The sequence below is a fragment of the Stutzerimonas balearica DSM 6083 genome (genome assembly GCF_000818015.1).
In the GTDB taxonomy this organism is placed as follows: domain Bacteria; phylum Pseudomonadota; class Gammaproteobacteria; order Pseudomonadales; family Pseudomonadaceae; genus Stutzerimonas; species Stutzerimonas balearica.
Genome location: NZ_CP007511.1, coordinates 1,789,370 through 1,807,011 on the forward strand (window position 1 = coordinate 1,789,370; position 17,642 = coordinate 1,807,011).

The window sequence follows — 17,642 nt, forward strand, 5'->3', positions numbered from 1 at the left end:
AGCCTAGCCGCGGCGATGGGGCGCATCTGGGCTTCGTTGGGCAGGGGGCGTACCATGCCGAGCCTTGTGCGGGGCGGTCGGTCGAACGCTCGGCAGCGCCCGCAGCCACTCATCCAGAACACAAGAAGCGGCCCCCATGTCCGATCTTTCCACTCGTCTGTTTCGATTCCTGAACCGCACCAGCCTGGTGGCGCAGATCGTCGTCGGCCTGATCGCCGGCGTCGTGCTCGCCCTGCTGGCGCCCGAGGCGGCCCGTTCGGTCGGCCTGCTGGGCGACCTTTTCGTTGCCGCCCTGAAAGCGGCGGCGCCGATCCTGGTATTCATCCTGGTGGCGGCCTCACTGGCCAATCACCAGCGCGGCCAGCCGACCCACATCCGTCCGATCCTCGGCCTTTACGCGCTGGGTACGCTCAGCGCCGCAGTCACGGCAGTGGTGGCGAGCTTCCTGTTCCCGACCAGCCTGACGCTGGTATCGGAAGTAAGCGACGTGGTGCCGCCTTCCGGGGTGGCCCAGGTGCTGAAGACCCTGTTGTTCAACATCGTCGACAACCCCGTGCACGCACTCTTGCAAGGCAACTTCATCGGCATCCTTGCCTGGGCCATCGCGCTCGGCCTCGCGTTCCGCTCGGCCGGGGAGAGTACCCGCAGCCTGGTGAGCGATCTCTCGGCAGGGGTGACGGGCATCGTGCAGCTGATCATCCGCTGCGCACCGCTGGGCATCTTCGGTCTGGTGGCCAATATCCTGGCGACTTCGGGCTTCGGCGTACTGGTGGGTTATGCCCAGCTGCTGGCGGTACTGGTTGGCAGCATGCTGTTCGTCGCGCTGGTGCTCAACCCTGTGCTCGTCTACTGGCAGATCCGCCGCAATCCCTATCCGCTGGTTTTCACCTGCCTGCGTGAGAGTGGCATCACGGCGTTCTTTACCCGAAGCTCGGCCGCCAACATTCCGGTGAACCTGCAGCTCTGCGAGCGCCTGGGATTGCACAAGGACACCTATGCGGTGTCGATCCCACTGGGGGCGACGATCAACATGGCGGGTGCCGCGATCACCATCACGGTTCTTACTCTGGCCGCGGTGCATACGTTGGGCATTCCGGTGGACCTGCCCAGTGCCTTGCTGCTGAGCCTGCTGGCCGCCGTGTGCGCCTGTGGCGCGTCTGGCGTGGCCGGTGGTTCGCTGTTGCTGATCCCCTTGGCCTGTAGCCTGTTTGGCATTTCCAACGATGTGTCCATGCAGGTGGTGGCGGTGGGCTTCATCATCGGCGTGGTCCAGGACTCGGTGGAGACGGCGTTGAACTCGTCCACGGATGCCCTCTTTACGGCGGCGTCCTGTATTGCGCATGGCGACACGGTAGACGCCGAGTAGCGCTTTGCCGGTTGCGCCTGACAATGGATGGCCCCGCTCGCAGGGTGGGGCTGTGATCGGTCAGCCGGCAGCCCGGCCTGAACCAAAAAAAACGGCGCCCGTGGGCGCCGTTTCCTTTACTCGTACGAAGAAGGCCGATCAGCCCTTCCAGCGCTTGAGCACGAGAGTGGCGTTGGTGCCACCAAAGCCGAAGCTGTTGCTCATCACGGTGTCGAACTGCGCGTTCTCGCGCGTCTCGCGCAAGATCGGCATGTCCGCCACTTCCGGGTCGAGCTCTTCGATGTTGGCAGAAGCGGCGAGGAAGTTGCCCTGCATCATCAGCATGCAGTAGATCGCCTCGTGTACGCCGGCTGCACCGAGCGAGTGGCCCGACAGGCTCTTGGTCGAGCTGATCACCGGCACCTTGTCGCCGAACATGTTGCGCACGGCCTTGATCTCGGCCACATCGCCGACTGGCGTCGAGGTGCCGTGGGTGTTGAGGTAGTCGATCGGCCCTTCGACGGTGGACATCGCCTGCTGCATGCAGCGCAGCGCGCCTTCGCCGCTCGGAGCGACCATGTCATAGCCATCGGAGGTCGCGCCGTAGCCGACGATTTCAGCGTAGATCTTGGCGCCGCGCTTGAGCGCATGCTCCAGTTCCTCGACCACGACAATGCCGCCGCCGCCAGCGATGACGAAACCGTCACGGTTGGCATCGTAGGCGCGCGAGGCCTTTTCCGGCGTCTCGTTGTACTGGCTGGACAGCGCGCCCATGGCGTCGAACAGGCAGCTCTGGCTCCAGTGCTCTTCTTCACCGCCACCGGCAAAGACCACGTCCTGCTTGCCCATCTGGATCTGCTCCATGGCATGGCCGATGCAGTGAGCGCTGGTGGCGCAGGCCGAAGCGATGGAGTAGTTCAGGCCCTTGATGCGGAACGGCGTGGCCAGGCAGGCCGACACGGTGCTGCTCATGGTGCGCGGTACGCGGTATGGGCCGATGCGCTTGACACCCTTCTCACGCAGGATGTCGATGGCTTCCATCTGGTTGATGGTCGAGGCACCGCCGGAACCGGCGATCAGGCCGATGCGCGGGTTGGAGATGTCATCGAGACTGAATCCGGCGTCCTTGACCGCCTGCTCCATCGCCAGGTAGGCATAGGCCGCGGCGTCACCCATGAAGCGCATGACCTTGCGGTCGATCAGCTCTTCCAGGTTGATGTCAACGGAGCCGGACACCTGGCTGCGCAGACCCATGTCCGCGTAGGCCTGGTTGCAGCGAATGCCGGGGCGGCCGGCGCGCAGGTTGGCGGAAACGGTGTCTTTGTCATTGCCCAGGCAGGAAACGATGCCCAGACCGGTGATCACGACGCGACGCATGCGGATGTCCTTCAGAAACTGTCAGTGGAGGTGAACAGGCCGACACGCAGCCCTTCAGCACTATAGATCTCGCGCCCGTCGACGCTGACGGTACCGTCGGCGATACCGAGGATCAGCGAGCGATTGATGGTGCGCTTGATGTGGATGTTGTAGGTCACCTTCTTGGCGGTCGGCAGCACCTGACCGAAGAATTTGACCTCGCCGGAGCCGAGCGCGCGGCCGCGGCCGGGATTGCCCTGCCAGCCCAGGTAGAAACCGACCAGCTGCCACATGGCGTCGAGGCCGAGGCAACCGGGCATGACCGGGTCGCCGAGGAAGTGGCAGCCGAAGAACCACAGGTCTGGATTGATATCCAGCTCGGCGACCAGCTCGCCCTTGCCGTACTTGCCACCCACTTCGCTGATGTGCGTGATGCGATCGACCATCAGCATGTTCGGGGCGGGCAGTTGCGCGTTACCGGGGCCGAACAGTTCGCCGCGGCTGCAACGAAGCAGATCTTCCCGGGTAAAGGCGTGTTGTTTGGTCATGCGTTTTCCTCAATGGGCCCCTCATCGAAGGGGCTTGCTGCATTCACCGGGCCTGGCAATGGAGGCCTGATCATAAACACTAAGCACATAGACTGCCGCGCTGTGCTGAAAGTCACAGCGCGGCAATACGTGCCTGCGCGGGCGCCCGCGGGCGCAGCGACAAAATTGGTCGGCTACTTTAACACCACTGGCCTGGCTGCGAAGAACTACTAGCCCGCTTGTTGACCTAGACCAACGTTGCACGGCCGGCCCCAGGGGCCGTCAGTTTGTCGCAGGGGAGTGCTTTGGCACCGCAGCACAGCGCTGGCCGCCCCTGCTTCGCGACGTATAATGCCGGCACTGCCGAAAAGGCTAAATTCGGAAGATTCATGACAACGAAGCAACCCATTGCCGTGCTCGGTGGCGGCAGTTTTGGTACCGCGATCGCCAACCTGCTGGCTGAGAACGGGCACGACGTCCTGCTCTGGATGCGTGACGAGCAGCAGGCCGAGAGCATCCGTACGCTGCGCCAGAATCCGCGCTACCTGAAGGGTATCGACCTGCTGCCGACGGTGCAGGCGACCACCGATCTGAACGCCACGCTCGCGGCCTGCGAGCTAGTGTTCGTCGCGTTGCCCTCATCGGCGCTGCGCCAGGTGCTGCAGCCTTGCGCAGCTCAACTGGCCGGCAAGATGCTCGTCAGCACCACCAAGGGCATCGAGGCGCAGGGCTTCATGCTGATGAGCCAGATTCTCGAGCAGGTCGCTCCAGACGCCCGGATCGGTGTGCTGTCCGGACCCAATCTGGCACGCGAAGTCGCCGAGCATGCGCTGACCGCGACCGTTGTCGCCAGCGATGACGAAGCGTTGTGCCGGGCGGTGCAGGCGGTGCTGCATGGCCGTACGTTCCGGGTCTACGCGAGTGCCGACCGTTTTGGCGTGGAACTCGGCGGCGCCCTGAAGAATGTCTACGCGATCATGGCCGGCATGGCGGCGGCGCTCGGCATGGGCGAAAACACCCGCAGCATGCTCATAACCCGCGCGCTGGCAGAAATGACACGCTTCGCCGTGCGCCTGGGCGCCAATCCGATGACCTTTCTCGGGCTGGCCGGGGTAGGCGATCTGATCGTCACCTGCACCTCGTCGAAGAGCCGCAATTTTCAGGTCGGCTACGCACTGGGGCAGGGGCTGAGCCTGGAAGAGGCCGTCTCGCGCCTGGGCGAGGTGGCCGAAGGTGTCAACACGATCAAGGTGCTCAAGGCCAAGGCCGAGGAACTGCAGGTCTACATGCCGCTCGTCGCAGGCCTGCATGCGGTGCTTTTCGAGGGGCGTACGCTCGATCAGGTCATCGGCGTGCTGATGCGCGGCGAGCCCAAGACCGACGTGGATTTCATTTCCACGGACGGTTTCTGACATCACAAGCCGGAGAATGTAATGGACGCCAACCGTACCGCCGAGCGCGAGTCGCTGATCCTGCGAGCCGTGTGGATGCTGGTTTTCTTCTTTGCCTGGCAGCTGGCCGAGCTGCTGCTGCTCGCCGTGGTCCTGCTGCAGCTGGTGCTGCGTCTGATGAAAGGCCAGCCCGACGCCAGTTTGCAGGCCTTTGGCGACAGCCTCAGCCAGTACATCGCGCAGATCGGCCGTTTCGGCACTTTCAATACCGATCACAAGCCTTGGCCGTTGTCCGACTGGCCGACGGCGCGCCCGGCGGATCTGCAGGCAGCGCCGCGCTCGCCGAGCGAGCCTGAGCCGCCGCGCCAAGAGCCGGCGCCATGAGGCTGTGGCTGTTGCGTCACGGGGAGGCCGAGCCGCGGGCGCGCACCGATGCCGAGCGCAGCCTCACCCCGCACGGCCGCGATGAAGTCACGCAAAGTGCCGCGCATCTGCAGGGCCGGCCGCTGCAAGCGATCCTTGCGAGCCCCTACCTGCGTGCGCAGCAGACCGCCGAGCTGGTACGCCAGGCGCTTGGTTTTGCAGCACCGATCGAAACGGTGAACTGGCTGACCCCGGACACCGACCTGCGTGATGCCATGCTCTATCTGGACCGTCGCAGCGAACAGGAGCTGCTGCTGGTGACCCATCAGCCATTTGTCGGTGCGCTGGGCGGCTGGCTGGTTACCGGTAGCCGTGGCGACGCGCTACCCATGGGCACCGCGTCGCTTGCCGAACTCGAGGGCGAGCAGCTGGCAGCCGGGTTGATGTCGCTCGCTTCGCTGCGTCACAGTCGCTGACGCGGCGCGCAGCGCGCCCGATCCATCCAATAAGAACGACGGAGAACGCCTGTGGGCATCTGGAAGCGCGAGCCGGATCTGGCTCAACTGCATGAAAACCGCAAGAACACCATCAGCGAGCTGCTCGACATCCGTTTCGAGGCGTTCGATGACGAGTCGATCACTGCGAGTATGCCGGTCGATTCGCGGACCCATCAGCCCTTCGGCCTTTTGCACGGCGGTGCTTCCGTGGTGCTGGCCGAAACCCTTGGCTCGATGGCCAGCTATCACTGCATCGACACGTCGCGCTTCTACTGCGTCGGTCTGGAAGTCAATGCCAACCATCTACGTGGCTTGCGCAGCGGCCGGGTGACCGGCGTGTGTCGCCCTGTTCACCTGGGGCGCTCGACGCATGTCTGGGATATTCGGCTGACCGGCGACGACGGAAAGGCCAGCTGCATTTCGCGGCTGACCGTGGCGATCGTTCCGTTGCCGACCACGGCGACAAGCTGAGCGGCGCCGTGGCCAGCGGGTCGGTGATGGCCCGCTGTTTGGCATGAATGACGCCCATTCCGCATAGCCATGGCGATTGCCGCGCCCCCTGTGGCGCCAGACAATGGGTGCTCTCTGGATCCATTCTGCAGGCTCATGTCACAGCGCATCTTTTTCGCCCACGCCAACGGCTTCCCCTGTGCCACCTACGGCAAGATGTTCGACGCGCTGGCGCCGGATTTCGAAGTCACCCATATCGGTCTGCATGGGCACGACCCGCTGTTTCCGGTCGATGACAACTGGACGAATCTGGTCGAGGAGCTGGCGCAGCGATTGTCGCGCCTCGATCAGCCGGTCTGGGGCGTCGGGCACTCGATGGGTGGCATCCTTCATTACCACACCGCATTGCGACACCCTGAGCTGTACCGCGGCGTGGTGATGCTCGATTCGCCGGTGCCAACCTGGTTCGATCAGACAGTGATCTGGCTGGCCAAGCGGCTGGGATTCATCGACCGCCTGACGCCTGCCGGCCGCACACTGGGACGTCGGGAGCGCTTCGATGACCGCCAGCAGGCCCGCGACTACTTCGCCGACAAGGCGTTGTTCCGTGATTTCGATCCCGAATGTCTGGATGCCTATGTCGAGCATGGCCTGACCGAGGATGAGCAGGGCTTGCGCCTGCGGTTCGATCCGGAAACGGAGATTCGCATCTACCGCAGCGTTCCGCACCTCACCCCGGGCTGGCCACCGACTCTGCAGGTGCCGGTTGCCATGGTGCGCGGCGAAAAGAGCAACGTGGTGATGCCGCATCACAGCTACCTGCTGCGGCTGATGCCGCATGGCCGCGCGCTGAGCGTGCCGGGTGGGCATATGTTTCCGTTCGAGCGGCCGCTGGAAACGGCTGGCGTGCTGCGCCAGCTGCTCGGCGAGTGGAGTGAGGCAAGCTTGCGAGGGCGCTTCGCATGAGCGTGCCGTTCGAAGAAACGCGCCTGACGCTGCCGCACACCGAAATTGCCGCGCATCTGTACGGGCCGGTCGACGGCCGGCCAGTCATCGCACTGCATGGCTGGCTGGACAACGCGGCGAGCTTTCATCGCCTGGCACCCAGGCTCGACGGGCTGCGCATCGTCGCGCTCGACCTGCCGGGACATGGTCATTCCCAGCATCGCCCGCCCGGCGCGACCTACCAGATCTGGGATTACGCACATGATGTCCTGCAGGTCGCCGAGCAGCTGGGCTGGCAACGCTTCTCGCTGCTCGGTCACTCGATGGGGGCGATCGTGTCGGTGCTGCTGGCCGGGGCATGGCCCGAGCGCGTCGAGCGCCTCGCGTTGATCGATGCGTTTATTCCCTATACCGGCGAAGCCGAGGCCGCTCCGGTCAAGCTGGGTGAGGCTCTCAAGGCGCAACTGGCCCTGGCGCGCAAGCGCAAGCCGGTGCATGCCTCCTTCGAACAGGCGGTGGCCGCGCGCATGAAGGCAGCGGTCAAGGTCAGTCATGAGGCGGCCGAGCTGCTGGCGCAGAGGGGGCTGATGCCTGTGCCGGGCGGTTACACCTGGCGCACCGATCCGCGCCTGACGCTGCCATCGCCGATGCGGCTGACCCGGGCCCATGCGCTGGCCTTCGCCAGCGCCGTCAGCTGTCCGACCAGTCTCGTCGTGGCCGAGCGTGGCTTGATGCAGGAGGCCGGCATGCTCGAGCTGGCGCGTTCTTTCCCGTTCGAGGTGCAGCTCATGCCCGGCGGCCACCATCTGCATCTGGATGATGAGGCAGGCGCCGCCAGGGTGGCCGCGGTGCTCGGCCCCTTCCTCTCGAGCTGAAGCAGGCGTCCTGCAAGATCCGGTGGCAAACCTGGCTTGACTTGGTTCCGGCAACTGGTGAGGCTGCGCTGACGGGCAGCAAAGCGTCTACCAGGGCGATGCGGCCGACCTTTGCGCACTCTGTCAGGCCGGGAACGACCGCGGCCAGTTGCGGGTGTCGCTGGGTGGTATCGAGACCGCATGTGCCGATGTGTTCCGCTTGCTCGAACGGTACCGAGATTTCGACTGAGGGCAAGGGAGCATTATGCGAACAGGGCTAATGGCCGCATTGGGTTTGATCTTCGGTGCCGCGGCGTCTGCCGCGGACGTTCCGGCCAGTGCCGACCTCGCGACCTTGCCACGCTACCCGCAGGCGCGAATCGTCGATTACCGACAGGAAGCTGTACCCGAGCGCATCTACCCAAGGGATTCGGTACGCCGGATCAGTGGGCGTTTGCGAATGGCGGCGCAGGTCGCCGCCTCCGGTCAGCTGACGACCATCACCTATCGATTGCCGGAAACCCATGCCGGCATCGAGGCTTTCGATCAGGCGCGTGTGAAGCTCCTGGAGGAGGGGGCCGAGCTGTTGTACTGGTGCGAGGGGCGCGATTGCGGTGCGAGCAGTCTCTGGGCCAATGCGATTTTCGGACGTTCCACGCTTTACGGGCCGGATGCCCAGCAGGCCTACCTGCTGGCGCGGCTGCGCGAGCCCGCTGATCGACTGATCGCGCTATATGGCATCACCCGCGGCAACGGTCGACCCTATCTGCATGTAGAGCAGCTCGTGCCGGAGCAGCCGCTCGGCGACATCCTGCCCAATGCCGCCACGTTGCTGCGCCAGTTGCGCAGTGCTGGCGAGCTGCGTCTGGCAGGCCTGGCGGACGAGCCGGTGGCCGATTGGGGCGCGCTGCTGGCCAGCATGCTTCGGCTCGACAGCACCCTGCGGGTGACGATTGCCGGGCGCGCGGCGCCGGCCTGGCGGGACGCCCTGATTGCCGAGCGCATCAGCGCTCGCCGTCTGGAACTCGACGACTCCGACGAGAGCGGTCTGACCATCCGGCTCTTGCGCTGATGCTGCAGGGCGGGTGCAATAGACGCTCGCCGGCCGCTGCGTTTGCTTGAGCCGTGTTTCCTTCCTCTCGGGTGCCCTCGATGCTCAACAATGACCGCCTTCTGGCGCAGATTCTGCTCCTCGCGCTATTGGGCGCCTGCCTGTGGGTGTTGGCGCCCTTTGCCTCAACGCTGTTCTGGGCAGCGGTACTGGCCTTCGCCAGCTGGCCGTTGATGCGCTTGCTCACGCGCTGGCTGAAGGGCAATGCCAGCCTCGCGGCCGGCCTGCTGACACTCGGCTGGATGGTGCTGGTGGCTATCCCGCTGGTCTGGCTGGGCTTCAACATCGCCGACCAGATCCGCGAGGTGAACGCCTTGCTGCACAACCTGCAGGTCAGCGGCCTGCCGGCGCCGCCGGCCTGGCTCGGCGATATCCCGCTGGTCGGCGACAACCTGCTGGAGCTGTGGGCAACGGTGGACGAGCAGGGCACCGCGCTGTTCGCCCAGCTGCGGCCCTACGTTGGCCAGGTCGGCAACTGGCTGCTGGTGCGCAGCGCGCGTATCGGCGGCGGGATGCTGGAGCTGGCGCTGAGCCTGATTCTGGTCTTCTTCTTCTATCGCGACGGCCCCTATCTGGCGGCTTTCGCCGAGCGCATGCTGGCACGGCTGATCGGCCACCGCGCCGAGCATTACCTCGAACTGGTCGCCGGCACCATCCAGCGCGTGGTCAACGGGGTGATCGGCACCGCGGCGGCACAGGCGGTACTGGCCTACATCGGTTTCAGCATCGCCGGCGTACCGGCGGCACTGGTGCTCGGGCTGCTGACCTTCGGCTTCAGTTTCGTGATGGTCCCGCCACTGGTCTGGGGCCCGGCGGTGGGCTGGCTGGTCTGGCAGGGCGACTACGGGATGGCCGTGTTTCTCGGCATCTGGGGCATGTTCGTGATCAGCGGCGTGGACAATATCCTCAAGCCCTATCTGATCAGCCGCGGCGGCAACCTACCGCTGGTCGTCGTGCTGCTCGGCGTTTTCGGCGGCATTCTGGCTTTCGGCTTCATGGGCTTGTTCCTGGGGCCGACCCTCCTGGCCGTGGCCTACAGCCTGCTCAGCGACTGGCTGGTCAAGGAAGTCCCGGAAGCGGCAAAGAAAGAGGCGATTCTCCCCCGCCCGGAGCACCACCCCTAGGGCCCCGGGGCGCTCAGGCGCCTTCCTGTTCGTAGGCGCTGAGCGCGTCGCGGGTCACGATGCGCCCGAGCTCGATCAGCTCCTGTGCCTTGTGAAACTCATAGAAGCGGCAGGCCCGCTTGGGAATGTTCACCAGCACATTGGGCGGGTAGCCGGCAATCTTGTACTGGGTCAGCGATGACTGCATGACGTCGAAGCTCTGGTTGACCAGATCCAGCAGCGAGGCCGGCCCGCTGACGTCCATTACCGTCGCGCCTTCAGCAGATTTCGGCGCGCCCTGGCCGGTTGGCGCCGCGGGCGGCTGATCGATCAGCTCCGTCTCGCGCAGGTGCGGCAGTGCGCCGGCCGCGTCTCCCGCTTCCTTGCGCCAGAACGGCAGATGGGCGCTGAGTGACGTGAACATGTTGTCGAACCGTCCGGCGCGTTCGATCTCGGGCAGGGGATACTGGCGATGGTTGTTGCCGTTGAGATTGACCGCAACGATCAGGTCGCAGTGCGCCGAGACCACCGGAACGATCGGCAGCGGATTGAGCAGGCCGCCATCAACCAGTACGCGAGTGCCCTGGACCACCGGCGTGAACAGGCTGGGAATCGCCGCTGAGGCACGCATGGCAAGCTCCAGCCTGCCTTCCTGGAACCAGATTTCCTGCTGATGCGTCAGGTCGGTGGCCACTGCGGTATAGGGGATCGGCAGGTCCTCGATGTTGATCTGGCCGAGCATTTCGCGAATGCGGCCAAAGACCTTTTCACCGCGGATCGCGCCCATGCTGAAGCTCAGGTCCATCAGGCGCAGCAAGTCGAAGTAGTCCAGGCTCTCGATCCAGCTGCGGTACTCGCCCAGCTTGCCGGCAGCATAGATGCCGCCGACCACGGCGCCCATCGAGCATCCCGCGACGCAGCCGACCTCATAGCCGCGACGTTCCAGTTCATCGATCACGCCGATGTGCGCGTATCCCCTTGCGCCTCCCGAGCCCAGTACCAGGGCCACTTTCTTGCTCATGCCATCCTCCCTTGCCAGAGCACAAGCATCACGCCTGCAGGGCTTCTCGGCAAGGCCCCGGAGAGGCTCGGCCGCGATTGCCGGCCACGCGCCCGGGCGGGCGCCCTTTGCTACAATCGCCGCCCGTTTCGAGCGTCGAGAATTTCCCATGAGCGAACCGATCCGCCTTACCCAGTACAGTCATGGCGCCGGCTGCGGCTGCAAGATTTCGCCCAAGGTTCTGGACGTCATTCTTGCCGGCAGCGGTGCGCAGAACCTCGACCCGCGGCTATGGGTCGGCAATGCCTCGCGCGACGATGCAGCGGTCTATGGCATCGACGAAGAGCGCGGTGTGGTCTCCACGACCGACTTCTTCATGCCCATCGTCGACGATCCGTTCGATTTCGGCCGTATCGCCGCAACCAACGCCATCAGCGATATCTACGCCATGGGCGGCGATCCACTGATGGCCATCGCCATCCTTGGCTGGCCGGTGAACCTGCTGCCGCCCGAGGTGGCGCGCGAGGTGGTCGCCGGCGGCCGCGCGGCCTGCGATGCGGCGGGCATCCCGCTGGCCGGTGGCCATTCGATCGATGCTCCGGAACCGATCTTCGGCCTCGCGGTGACCGGCGTGGTGGACAAGCGCCACATGAAGCGCAACGACACCGCTGCGCTTGGCTGCAGGCTATACCTGACCAAGCCGCTCGGCATCGGCATCCTCACCACCGCGGAGAAGAAGGCCAAGCTGCGCGCCGAGGACGTCGGCCTGGCGCGCGACTGGATGTGCACCCTGAATTCGGCCGGCAGCCGCTTCGCCAGGCTCGAAGGCGTGCGGGCGATGACCGACGTCACCGGCTTCGGGCTGCTTGGGCACCTCGTGGAAATGGCCGATGGCAGCGGCCTGACCGCACAGATCGAGTACGCGCGCGTTCCGCGCCTGCCGGGGGTGGAGTACTACCTCGAGCAGGGCTGCGTGCCCGGCGGCAGCCAGCGCAACTTCGATAGCTACGGCCACCGCATCGCCGAGCTGGCCTCGACGCAGCGCGACCTGTTGTGCGACCCGCAGACCAGCGGCGGCCTGCTGGTCGCCGTCGCGCCCGAAGGCGAAGCAGAGTTCCTCGCGCTGGCAGCCGAGCTCGGGCTAGACCTGGCGCCGATAGGCGAGCTGGTCGAAGCCCGCAGCCACGCAGTAGAGGTTCGTTGATGCGCCCGGACACCAGCGATTACCGCGCGATTTTCCTCAGCGACATACCGATGATGGATGCGCGGGCTCCTGTGGAATTCGCCAAGGGCGCGTTCCCCGGGGTGGTCAACCTGCCCCTGATGAACGATGCCGAACGGCAGAAGGTGGGGACCTGCTACAAGCAGCACGGCCAGAAGGCCGCGCTGGAGCTGGGACACCGCCTGGTTTCCGGCAAGGTCAAGGACGAGCGCATGCAGGCCTGGGCCGCCTTCACCGAACAGCACCCGAACGGCTACCTCTACTGCTTTCGTGGCGGGCTGCGCTCGCAGATCGTGCAGCAGTGGCTGCGCGAGGCCGGCATCGACTACCCCCGTGTGGTCGGCGGCTACAAGGCGATGCGGCATTTCCTGCTCGACACGCTCGATCAGGCAGTGGCCGAGTGCGACTTCGTGCTTGTCGGCGGCATGACCGGCACCGGCAAGACCGAGGTGCTGGCGCAGCTGGACAACAGCCTCGACCTCGAAGGGCTGGCCAATCATCGCGGCTCGAGCTTCGGCAAGCGCGCAACACCGCAGCCGGCGCAGATCGACTTCGAGAACGCACTGGCCATTCGCCTGCTGAAGTACCGCGCGGCCGGTACCCAGCAGTTCGTCATCGAAGACGAGGCGCGCCTGGTGGGCCGCTGCTCGATACCCCTGCTGCTGTTCCAAGGCATGCAGGCCTACCCGCTGGTCTGGCTGGAAGACAGCCTGGAGGGCCGGATCGAACGCATTCTCAAGGATTACGTGATCGACCTGTGCGCCGAGTTCGTCAGTGAGTTCGGTGATACGGGCTTCGCTGCCTTCGCCGAGCGTTTGCAGCAAAGCCTGGTCAATATCCAGAAGCGCCTGGGTGGCGAATGCTACAAGCGCCTCGCGCTGCTGATGGATCAGGCGCTGGCCGAGCAGTCGCGCAGCGGCGAGGTCGATCTGCATCGCGCCTGGATCGAAGCGTTGCTCGCTGAGTACTACGATCCTATGTACGCCTACCAGCGGCAGAGCAAGGCGCAGCGTATCGAGTTTTCCGGCCCCCAGGCCGAGGTGGTCGAGTACCTGCGCCAGCGGGCATCGAAACGGCAGGCATGATTGGCTCCAGAGGAGATGCGGTTATGACGATGAAGATCGTGGTGGCAGTACCTGTGCTGGCATTGCTGCTGGCCGGCTGTGCCGGCAAGACGGCTTACCGGGACAGCTGCGCAGCCGAGCTCGAGGCGGCGTGGAAGGAACAGAGCCTTGCCGAGGCTGAAGGCTTCGCCGGGACGGTGAGCTATACCAAGGCCATGGCGCTGCTCACGGCGGCCAAGACGCAGCAGCAGTTCGAAGGCTTCCGCAGCTGCACGGAGAAGGCACGCAAGGCACGCTTTTACTTGAGCGAGTCGCGCGCCGGGCGCTGAACCGCATCCGTTCCCGGCTTGGCGACGGTTCCGGCCCTCGCCAAGCGCCCGGCGCTCGGGTGAGACGGGTTTGTCATCAGAGGTTTCAGCCGCTTGGCGCCGATGCGTGTGGCCAGTAGCATCGGGCCATCGAACGGGAAAGGGGTTCCCATGCAAGCGAGACTCGAGGCCTGTCTGGCCGCCGTCAATCAGGTGGTGCTGGGCAAGGAGTCGCAGGTTCGTCTGGCCGTCACCTGCCTGCTGGCGCGCGGTCACCTCCTGCTCGAAGATCTGCCCGGGATGGGCAAGACCACGCTGAGCCATGCGCTGGCCCGGGTCATGGGATTGAGTTTCCAGCGAATCCAGTTCACCTCCGACCTGTTGCCTGGCGACATTCTCGGCACTTCGGTGTTCGACAAGGACAGTGGCGGCTTCGTCTTTCACCCCGGGCCGATCTTTGCCGAGCTGGTGCTGGCCGACGAGATCAATCGCGCCACGCCCAAGAGCCAAAGCGCCCTGCTCGAGGCCATGGAGGAGGGGCAGGTGACCATCGAGGGCGCCACGCGCGCCCTGCCGCAGCCGTTCTTCGTCATCGCCACGCAGAACCCGGTGAGCCAGAGCGGAACCTTTGCCCTGCCCGAATCGCAGCTGGATCGCTTCCTGATGCGCTTGTCGCTCGGTTATCCCGCGCGTGCCGCCGAGCGTGCGCTGCTGCAGGGTCAGTCGCGCCGCGAACTGTTGCCCGAGCTGCAGCCGCTGCTCGACCATGCCGCGCTCGCAGCGATTCAGCAGGATGTCGCGCAGGTGCGTGTCAGCGATGCGCTGGTCGATTATGTCCTGCGTCTGGCCGAGGCGACGCGTAGTCAACCCCAGTTCGCCTGGGGCCTTTCGCCGCGCGGTAGTCTGGCCCTGCTGGCGGCTGCGCGCGCCTGGGCCTATCTGGATCGCCGCGACTATGTCATTCCCGAAGACGTTCAGGCCGTGTTGCCGGCCGTACTCGGCCATCGTCTGCGCGAAAGCGCCGATGCCAGCGGGCATGGTGGCGGCGCGCTGGTGCAGTGGCTGTTGCGCGAGGTACCGGCGCTCTGATGCGGCGACTCGAACAGGGCGCCCGGCCTTGAGGCTGCTGCCGCGCTTCCGTGACCGCTGGTTGCTGCAGCGTGTTCCGCCTGCGCCGAGTGTACGGCTCGACCAGCGGCGGATCTTCATCATGCCGACGCGTACCGGGCTGGCCTTTCTGGGGGCACTGCTGCTGATGATGCTGGCAGCCATCAACTATCAGAACAGCCTGGCCTACGCGATGACCTTTCTGCTTGGTTCGCTGTTTCTGGTCAGCATCCTGCACACTTGGCGCAACCTGGCCGGCCTGGTCCTGCACGCTGGTGGGGCGAGCGCCGCTTTCGTCGGTGAGCAGGCTCGGTTGAAGGTGCGTCTGGAAAGCCGCGGGCGCAGCTATCAGGCAGTCGCCGTGGGCTGGCCTGCCAGCGGAATGCGCCTGCTGGATGTGCTGGCCGCCGGCAGCCTGGAGGTCGAACTCGATCTGCCGGCCACCACACGCGGCTGGCTGCGGCCCGGGCGGTTGCGGGTTGAAAGCCGCTTTCCGCTCGGGCTGCTGGTGGCCTGGAGCTGGGTCGACCTGCAGTTGGCCGCGCTGGTCTACCCGCGGCCGCTCGTCGCCGAACTACCCTCGATGCCCGGGCTGGACACTGGCGAGGGCGTCCAGGCGCGCGGCGCCGGCGCGGACGACTACCAGGGCCTGCGTCACTGGCAGCCGGGCGATTCCCGTCGGCGTCTGAACTGGAAGGCGTTTTCCCGTGGTCAGGGACTTCTGGTCAAGGATTTCGCGGCCCTTGCAGGCTCCGATCCGGAGCTGGACTTCGCGGCCCTGGCCGGTGATGTCGAGACGCGCCTTTCGACGCTCTGTCACTGGGTGGTGCAACTGAGCGCCTACGGCCAACCATTCAGCCTGAGCCTGCCGGGCGAACGTCTCGGGCCGGCTAGCGGCAGCGAACATCAGCAGCGCTGCCTGCGCGCGCTGGCCCTGTATGCGTCGAAACCGGAGTCGGCAGTATGACGGCTGCCGCGTTGATTCCGCGCAATAGCCTGATCTGGCTGCTGGTGGCGCAGGTACTGGTGATCCTGCCGCACCTGGGCCATCTGCCGCTGTGGATCATTGCGCTGTGGCTGGCCTGCGCCAGCTGGCGTGTGCAGATATTCCGAATGCGTGCGCGCTATCCGCGAGGCTGGGCCAAGGCGCTGATGATGCTCGGCGCGGGCTTTGGCGTGTATTTTTCGCGCGGCAGCCTGGTCGGCCTGGAGGCTGGCGTCGTGTTGTTGATCGCTGCGTTCATCCTCAAGCTGGTGGAAATGCGCACGCGGCGCGATGCGTTGGTGCTGGTGTTTCTCGGCCTGTTCGCCGTGGTGACCAGCTACCTGTTCGAGGATGGCCTGTTGGCCGGCCTTTACAGCCTGCTGCCCGTCACCGCATTGCTGGCCGCCTTGATCGGTCTGCAGCAGAGCAGCCTGGTCACCCGGCCGTGGCCGATGCTGCGGCTGGCGGGCACTCTGCTGCTGCAGGCCGTGCCGGTGATGGTCCTGCTGTTTCTGTTCTTTCCGCGGTTGCCACCACTCTGGTCGCTGCCGCAGGCGCCGGAGCGCGGCAGCACGGGGCTGTCCGACAGCATGGCGCCGGGCGACCTCGCAAGCCTTGGGCAGTCGGCGGCGCTCGCCTTTCGTGTGAGCTTCGACGGCGCGGCTCCGCCGCTGGAAGCGCTGTACTGGCGTGCGGTCACCTTCGAGCGCTTCGATGGTCGGCGCTGGTCGCAATCCCGACCCGCACAGCTGCTCGCGGCGCCGGACTGGCAGCCGAGCGGTGCGCCGGTAGCCTACAGCGTGGTGATGGAGCCCAGCGGTCGGCCCTGGCTCTACAGCCTCGATGTACCGCAGGTCGAAGGCGTGCCGGCGCGCCTGATGGCCGACTTCCACCTGCAGACGCCACGGCCGATAAACCAGCCGCTGTTGTACCGCGCGCGCTCCTGGCCGGCGGCCCGGCGTGAGGCGCAGACGGCGCCGGCCAGCCTTGGGCGCTCGCTGTCGTTGCCGGGGACGGGCAACCCGCGCAGTCGCGCCTGGGCTACCGAGATGCTTGGCGAGGGCGGGCAGCCCGAGGTCATCGTCCAGGCGGTGCTGCGCCACTTCCACCGTGAGCCGTATCGCTACACGCTCAGACCGCCAACCCTGGGCGAGCACGCCGTCGACGAATTTCTTTTCGAGACGCGCGCCGGATTCTGCGAGCACTACGCGGGGGCAATGGCCTTTGTGCTCCGTGCGGCGGGCATCCCGGCTCGTGTCGTGGCGGGCTATCAGGGCGGCGAATTCAATCCTGCGGGCGACTACCTCACCGTGCGCCAGTTCGACGCGCACGCCTGGGTCGAGTATTGGACGGCCGAGCGCGGCTGGGTCAGCGTCGACCCGACCTTCCAGGTGGCCCCCGAGCGGGTCGAACGCGGGCTTCAGGAAGCGCTCGCCGGTGAGCGCGCCTTGTTCGATGACGAGCCGCTGTCGCTGCTGCGTTTTCGCGGAATCGGCTGGATTGATCGGCTGCGATTTTCCTGGGACAGCCTCAATTATGGCTGGCAGCGCTGGGTGCTCGGTTACCAGGCGGATACGCAGAGCGGCCTGCTGCAGCGCTGGTTTGGCAACGTCGATGGAACACGGCTGGGTATCGGCCTGGTGGCGGCGATCGGCGGGTTGCTCGGCCTGCTGGCGCTGCTCCTGCTCAAGCCCTGGCAGCGCGGCGATCCCCAGCTGCGCGAGTTCCAGCGTTTCGAGCGGCTGCTCGCGCGGCACGGCATTATGCGGGCACCGGGCGAGGGGCCGCGCAGTTTTGCACAGCGCGCCGCGCACCAGCTCCCCGATCAGGCTGCGGCGATCGATCGCTTCGTGCGCTGCTACGAAGCCCAGCGATACGCTGGCCAGGTCGGGCGAGCCGATGAACTGCCGGCTGCCCTGCGCCAGCTGCGACGCGCGCTGCCCTGGCGCCGCAGGCGCAGTGATCGGCCGGTTTGACTCGCAGATCTCGCGCCATTCGCGGCCGGCATGAGTGA

Annotated in this window: 18 protein-coding genes; 15 read left to right on the forward strand and 3 right to left on the reverse strand. The window is 65.8% G+C overall.

The window, feature by feature from the left end; translation table 11 throughout:
• The first annotated feature begins 136 nt into the window (after positions 1-136).
• A complete protein-coding gene (gene sstT, locus CL52_RS08240) occupies positions 137-1,366 on the forward strand; it encodes a serine/threonine transporter SstT (protein WP_043219749.1) in 1,230 nt (409 codons plus the stop codon).
• Positions 1,367-1,504: 138 nt separating this feature from the next.
• Here the strand turns inward: sstT and fabB are convergent, their stop codons facing one another.
• Together fabB and fabA are read right to left on the reverse strand one after the other, a co-directional pair.
• Positions 1,505-2,722 carry a beta-ketoacyl-ACP synthase I gene (gene fabB, locus CL52_RS08245; protein ID WP_043219752.1) on the reverse strand — a complete coding sequence of 406 codons (1,218 nt, stop codon included), beginning with the start codon at positions 2,720-2,722 and terminating at the stop codon, positions 1,505-1,507.
• Positions 2,723-2,733: 11 nt separating this feature from the next.
• The gene (fabA, locus tag CL52_RS08250; RefSeq protein ID WP_041105354.1) at positions 2,734-3,249 is read right to left on the reverse strand and encodes a 3-hydroxyacyl-[acyl-carrier-protein] dehydratase FabA; all 516 of its coding nucleotides are present in this window, start codon (positions 3,247-3,249) and stop codon (positions 2,734-2,736) included.
• 368 nt (positions 3,250-3,617) lie between these two features.
• On the opposite strand from fabA, the gene CL52_RS08255 reads away from it, so the two are divergent.
• The 8 genes from CL52_RS08255 (at position 3,618) to CL52_RS08290 (ending at position 9,963) form a co-directional block, all read left to right on the forward strand.
• A complete protein-coding gene (locus CL52_RS08255; protein WP_043219755.1) occupies positions 3,618-4,640 on the forward strand; it encodes an NAD(P)H-dependent glycerol-3-phosphate dehydrogenase in 1,023 nt (340 codons plus the stop codon).
• A gap of 21 nt (positions 4,641-4,661) precedes the next feature.
• Positions 4,662-5,003, forward strand: a complete 342-nt coding sequence (locus CL52_RS08260) for a DUF4389 domain-containing protein (RefSeq protein ID WP_041105356.1) — start codon at positions 4,662-4,664, stop codon at positions 5,001-5,003.
• The gene (gene sixA / locus CL52_RS08265; RefSeq protein WP_041105358.1) at positions 5,000-5,458 is read left to right on the forward strand and encodes a phosphohistidine phosphatase SixA; all 459 of its coding nucleotides are present in this window, start codon (positions 5,000-5,002) and stop codon (positions 5,456-5,458) included. The genes CL52_RS08260 and sixA overlap by 4 nt, the downstream gene beginning before the upstream one ends.
• Positions 5,459-5,509: 51 nt before the next feature.
• The gene (locus CL52_RS08270) at positions 5,510-5,950 is read left to right on the forward strand and encodes a hotdog fold thioesterase (protein WP_041105360.1); all 441 of its coding nucleotides are present in this window, start codon (positions 5,510-5,512) and stop codon (positions 5,948-5,950) included.
• Positions 5,951-6,085: 135 nt separating this feature from the next.
• Positions 6,086-6,895, forward strand: coding sequence for an alpha/beta fold hydrolase (locus CL52_RS08275; RefSeq protein ID WP_043219758.1), 810 nt, complete (start codon positions 6,086-6,088; stop codon positions 6,893-6,895).
• Positions 6,892-7,749 carry an alpha/beta hydrolase gene (locus CL52_RS08280; RefSeq protein ID WP_043219760.1) on the forward strand — a complete coding sequence of 286 codons (858 nt, stop codon included), beginning with the start codon at positions 6,892-6,894 and terminating at the stop codon, positions 7,747-7,749. The genes CL52_RS08275 and CL52_RS08280 overlap by 4 nt, the downstream gene beginning before the upstream one ends.
• Before the next feature lie 244 nt (positions 7,750-7,993).
• A complete protein-coding gene (locus CL52_RS08285) occupies positions 7,994-8,800 on the forward strand; it encodes a DUF4892 domain-containing protein (protein WP_043219763.1) in 807 nt (268 codons plus the stop codon).
• A gap of 80 nt (positions 8,801-8,880) precedes the next feature.
• Positions 8,881-9,963 carry an AI-2E family transporter gene (locus CL52_RS08290; protein ID WP_043219764.1) on the forward strand — a complete coding sequence of 361 codons (1,083 nt, stop codon included), beginning with the start codon at positions 8,881-8,883 and terminating at the stop codon, positions 9,961-9,963.
• A gap of 13 nt (positions 9,964-9,976) precedes the next feature.
• Here CL52_RS08290 and CL52_RS08295 read toward each other — a convergent pair whose 3' ends face one another.
• Positions 9,977-10,963 carry a patatin-like phospholipase family protein gene (locus CL52_RS08295; RefSeq protein WP_043219766.1) on the reverse strand — a complete coding sequence of 329 codons (987 nt, stop codon included), beginning with the start codon at positions 10,961-10,963 and terminating at the stop codon, positions 9,977-9,979.
• Positions 10,964-11,111: 148 nt separating this feature from the next.
• Between CL52_RS08295 and selD the strand changes: the two genes are divergently transcribed.
• From selD to CL52_RS08325, 6 genes are all read left to right on the forward strand, one after another.
• Positions 11,112-12,146, forward strand: a complete 1,035-nt coding sequence (selD, locus tag CL52_RS08300; protein ID WP_043219769.1) for a selenide, water dikinase SelD — start codon at positions 11,112-11,114, stop codon at positions 12,144-12,146.
• Positions 12,146-13,249 carry a tRNA 2-selenouridine(34) synthase MnmH gene (gene mnmH / locus CL52_RS08305; RefSeq protein ID WP_043219772.1) on the forward strand — a complete coding sequence of 368 codons (1,104 nt, stop codon included), beginning with the start codon at positions 12,146-12,148 and terminating at the stop codon, positions 13,247-13,249. The genes selD and mnmH overlap by 1 nt, the downstream gene beginning before the upstream one ends.
• A 29-nt stretch (positions 13,250-13,278) precedes the next feature.
• Positions 13,279-13,557, forward strand: a complete 279-nt coding sequence (locus CL52_RS08310; RefSeq protein WP_041105815.1) for a hypothetical protein — start codon at positions 13,279-13,281, stop codon at positions 13,555-13,557.
• A 150-nt stretch (positions 13,558-13,707) separates the two neighbouring features.
• Entirely contained in the window at positions 13,708-14,625 is a 918-nt protein-coding gene (locus CL52_RS08315) for an AAA family ATPase (protein WP_041105372.1), read from the forward strand.
• 28 nt (positions 14,626-14,653) lie between these two features.
• Complete coding sequence (locus tag CL52_RS08320; RefSeq protein ID WP_041105373.1) at positions 14,654-15,610, forward strand: DUF58 domain-containing protein; 957 nt, start codon at positions 14,654-14,656, stop codon at positions 15,608-15,610.
• The gene (locus CL52_RS08325; protein WP_043219775.1) at positions 15,607-17,604 is read left to right on the forward strand and encodes a transglutaminase TgpA family protein; all 1,998 of its coding nucleotides are present in this window, start codon (positions 15,607-15,609) and stop codon (positions 17,602-17,604) included. The genes CL52_RS08320 and CL52_RS08325 overlap by 4 nt, the downstream gene beginning before the upstream one ends.
• Positions 17,605-17,642 lie beyond the last annotated feature (38 nt).

Coding starts and splice junctions, on each gene's coding strand:
- sstT (WP_043219749.1), top strand. CDS start 137: ATGTCCGATCTTTCCACTCGTCTGTTTCGATTCCTGAACCGCACCAGC.
- CL52_RS08280 (WP_043219760.1), top strand. CDS start 6,892: ATGAGCGTGCCGTTCGAAGAAACGCGCCTGACGCTGCCGCACACCGAA.
- sixA (WP_041105358.1), top strand. CDS start 5,000: ATGAGGCTGTGGCTGTTGCGTCACGGGGAGGCCGAGCCGCGGGCGCGC.
- CL52_RS08275 (WP_043219758.1), top strand. CDS start 6,086: ATGTCACAGCGCATCTTTTTCGCCCACGCCAACGGCTTCCCCTGTGCC.
- CL52_RS08255 (WP_043219755.1), top strand. CDS start 3,618: ATGACAACGAAGCAACCCATTGCCGTGCTCGGTGGCGGCAGTTTTGGT.
- CL52_RS08315 (WP_041105372.1), top strand. CDS start 13,708: ATGCAAGCGAGACTCGAGGCCTGTCTGGCCGCCGTCAATCAGGTGGTG.
- fabB (WP_043219752.1), bottom strand. CDS start 2,722: ATGCGTCGCGTCGTGATCACCGGTCTGGGCATCGTTTCCTGCCTGGGC.
- CL52_RS08260 (WP_041105356.1), top strand. CDS start 4,662: ATGGACGCCAACCGTACCGCCGAGCGCGAGTCGCTGATCCTGCGAGCC.
- mnmH (WP_043219772.1), top strand. CDS start 12,146: ATGCGCCCGGACACCAGCGATTACCGCGCGATTTTCCTCAGCGACATA.
- CL52_RS08285 (WP_043219763.1), top strand. CDS start 7,994: ATGCGAACAGGGCTAATGGCCGCATTGGGTTTGATCTTCGGTGCCGCG.
- CL52_RS08325 (WP_043219775.1), top strand. CDS start 15,607: ATGACGGCTGCCGCGTTGATTCCGCGCAATAGCCTGATCTGGCTGCTG.
- CL52_RS08295 (WP_043219766.1), bottom strand. CDS start 10,963: ATGAGCAAGAAAGTGGCCCTGGTACTGGGCTCGGGAGGCGCAAGGGGA.
- fabA (WP_041105354.1), bottom strand. CDS start 3,249: ATGACCAAACAACACGCCTTTACCCGGGAAGATCTGCTTCGTTGCAGC.
- selD (WP_043219769.1), top strand. CDS start 11,112: ATGAGCGAACCGATCCGCCTTACCCAGTACAGTCATGGCGCCGGCTGC.
- CL52_RS08290 (WP_043219764.1), top strand. CDS start 8,881: ATGCTCAACAATGACCGCCTTCTGGCGCAGATTCTGCTCCTCGCGCTA.
- CL52_RS08310 (WP_041105815.1), top strand. CDS start 13,279: ATGAAGATCGTGGTGGCAGTACCTGTGCTGGCATTGCTGCTGGCCGGC.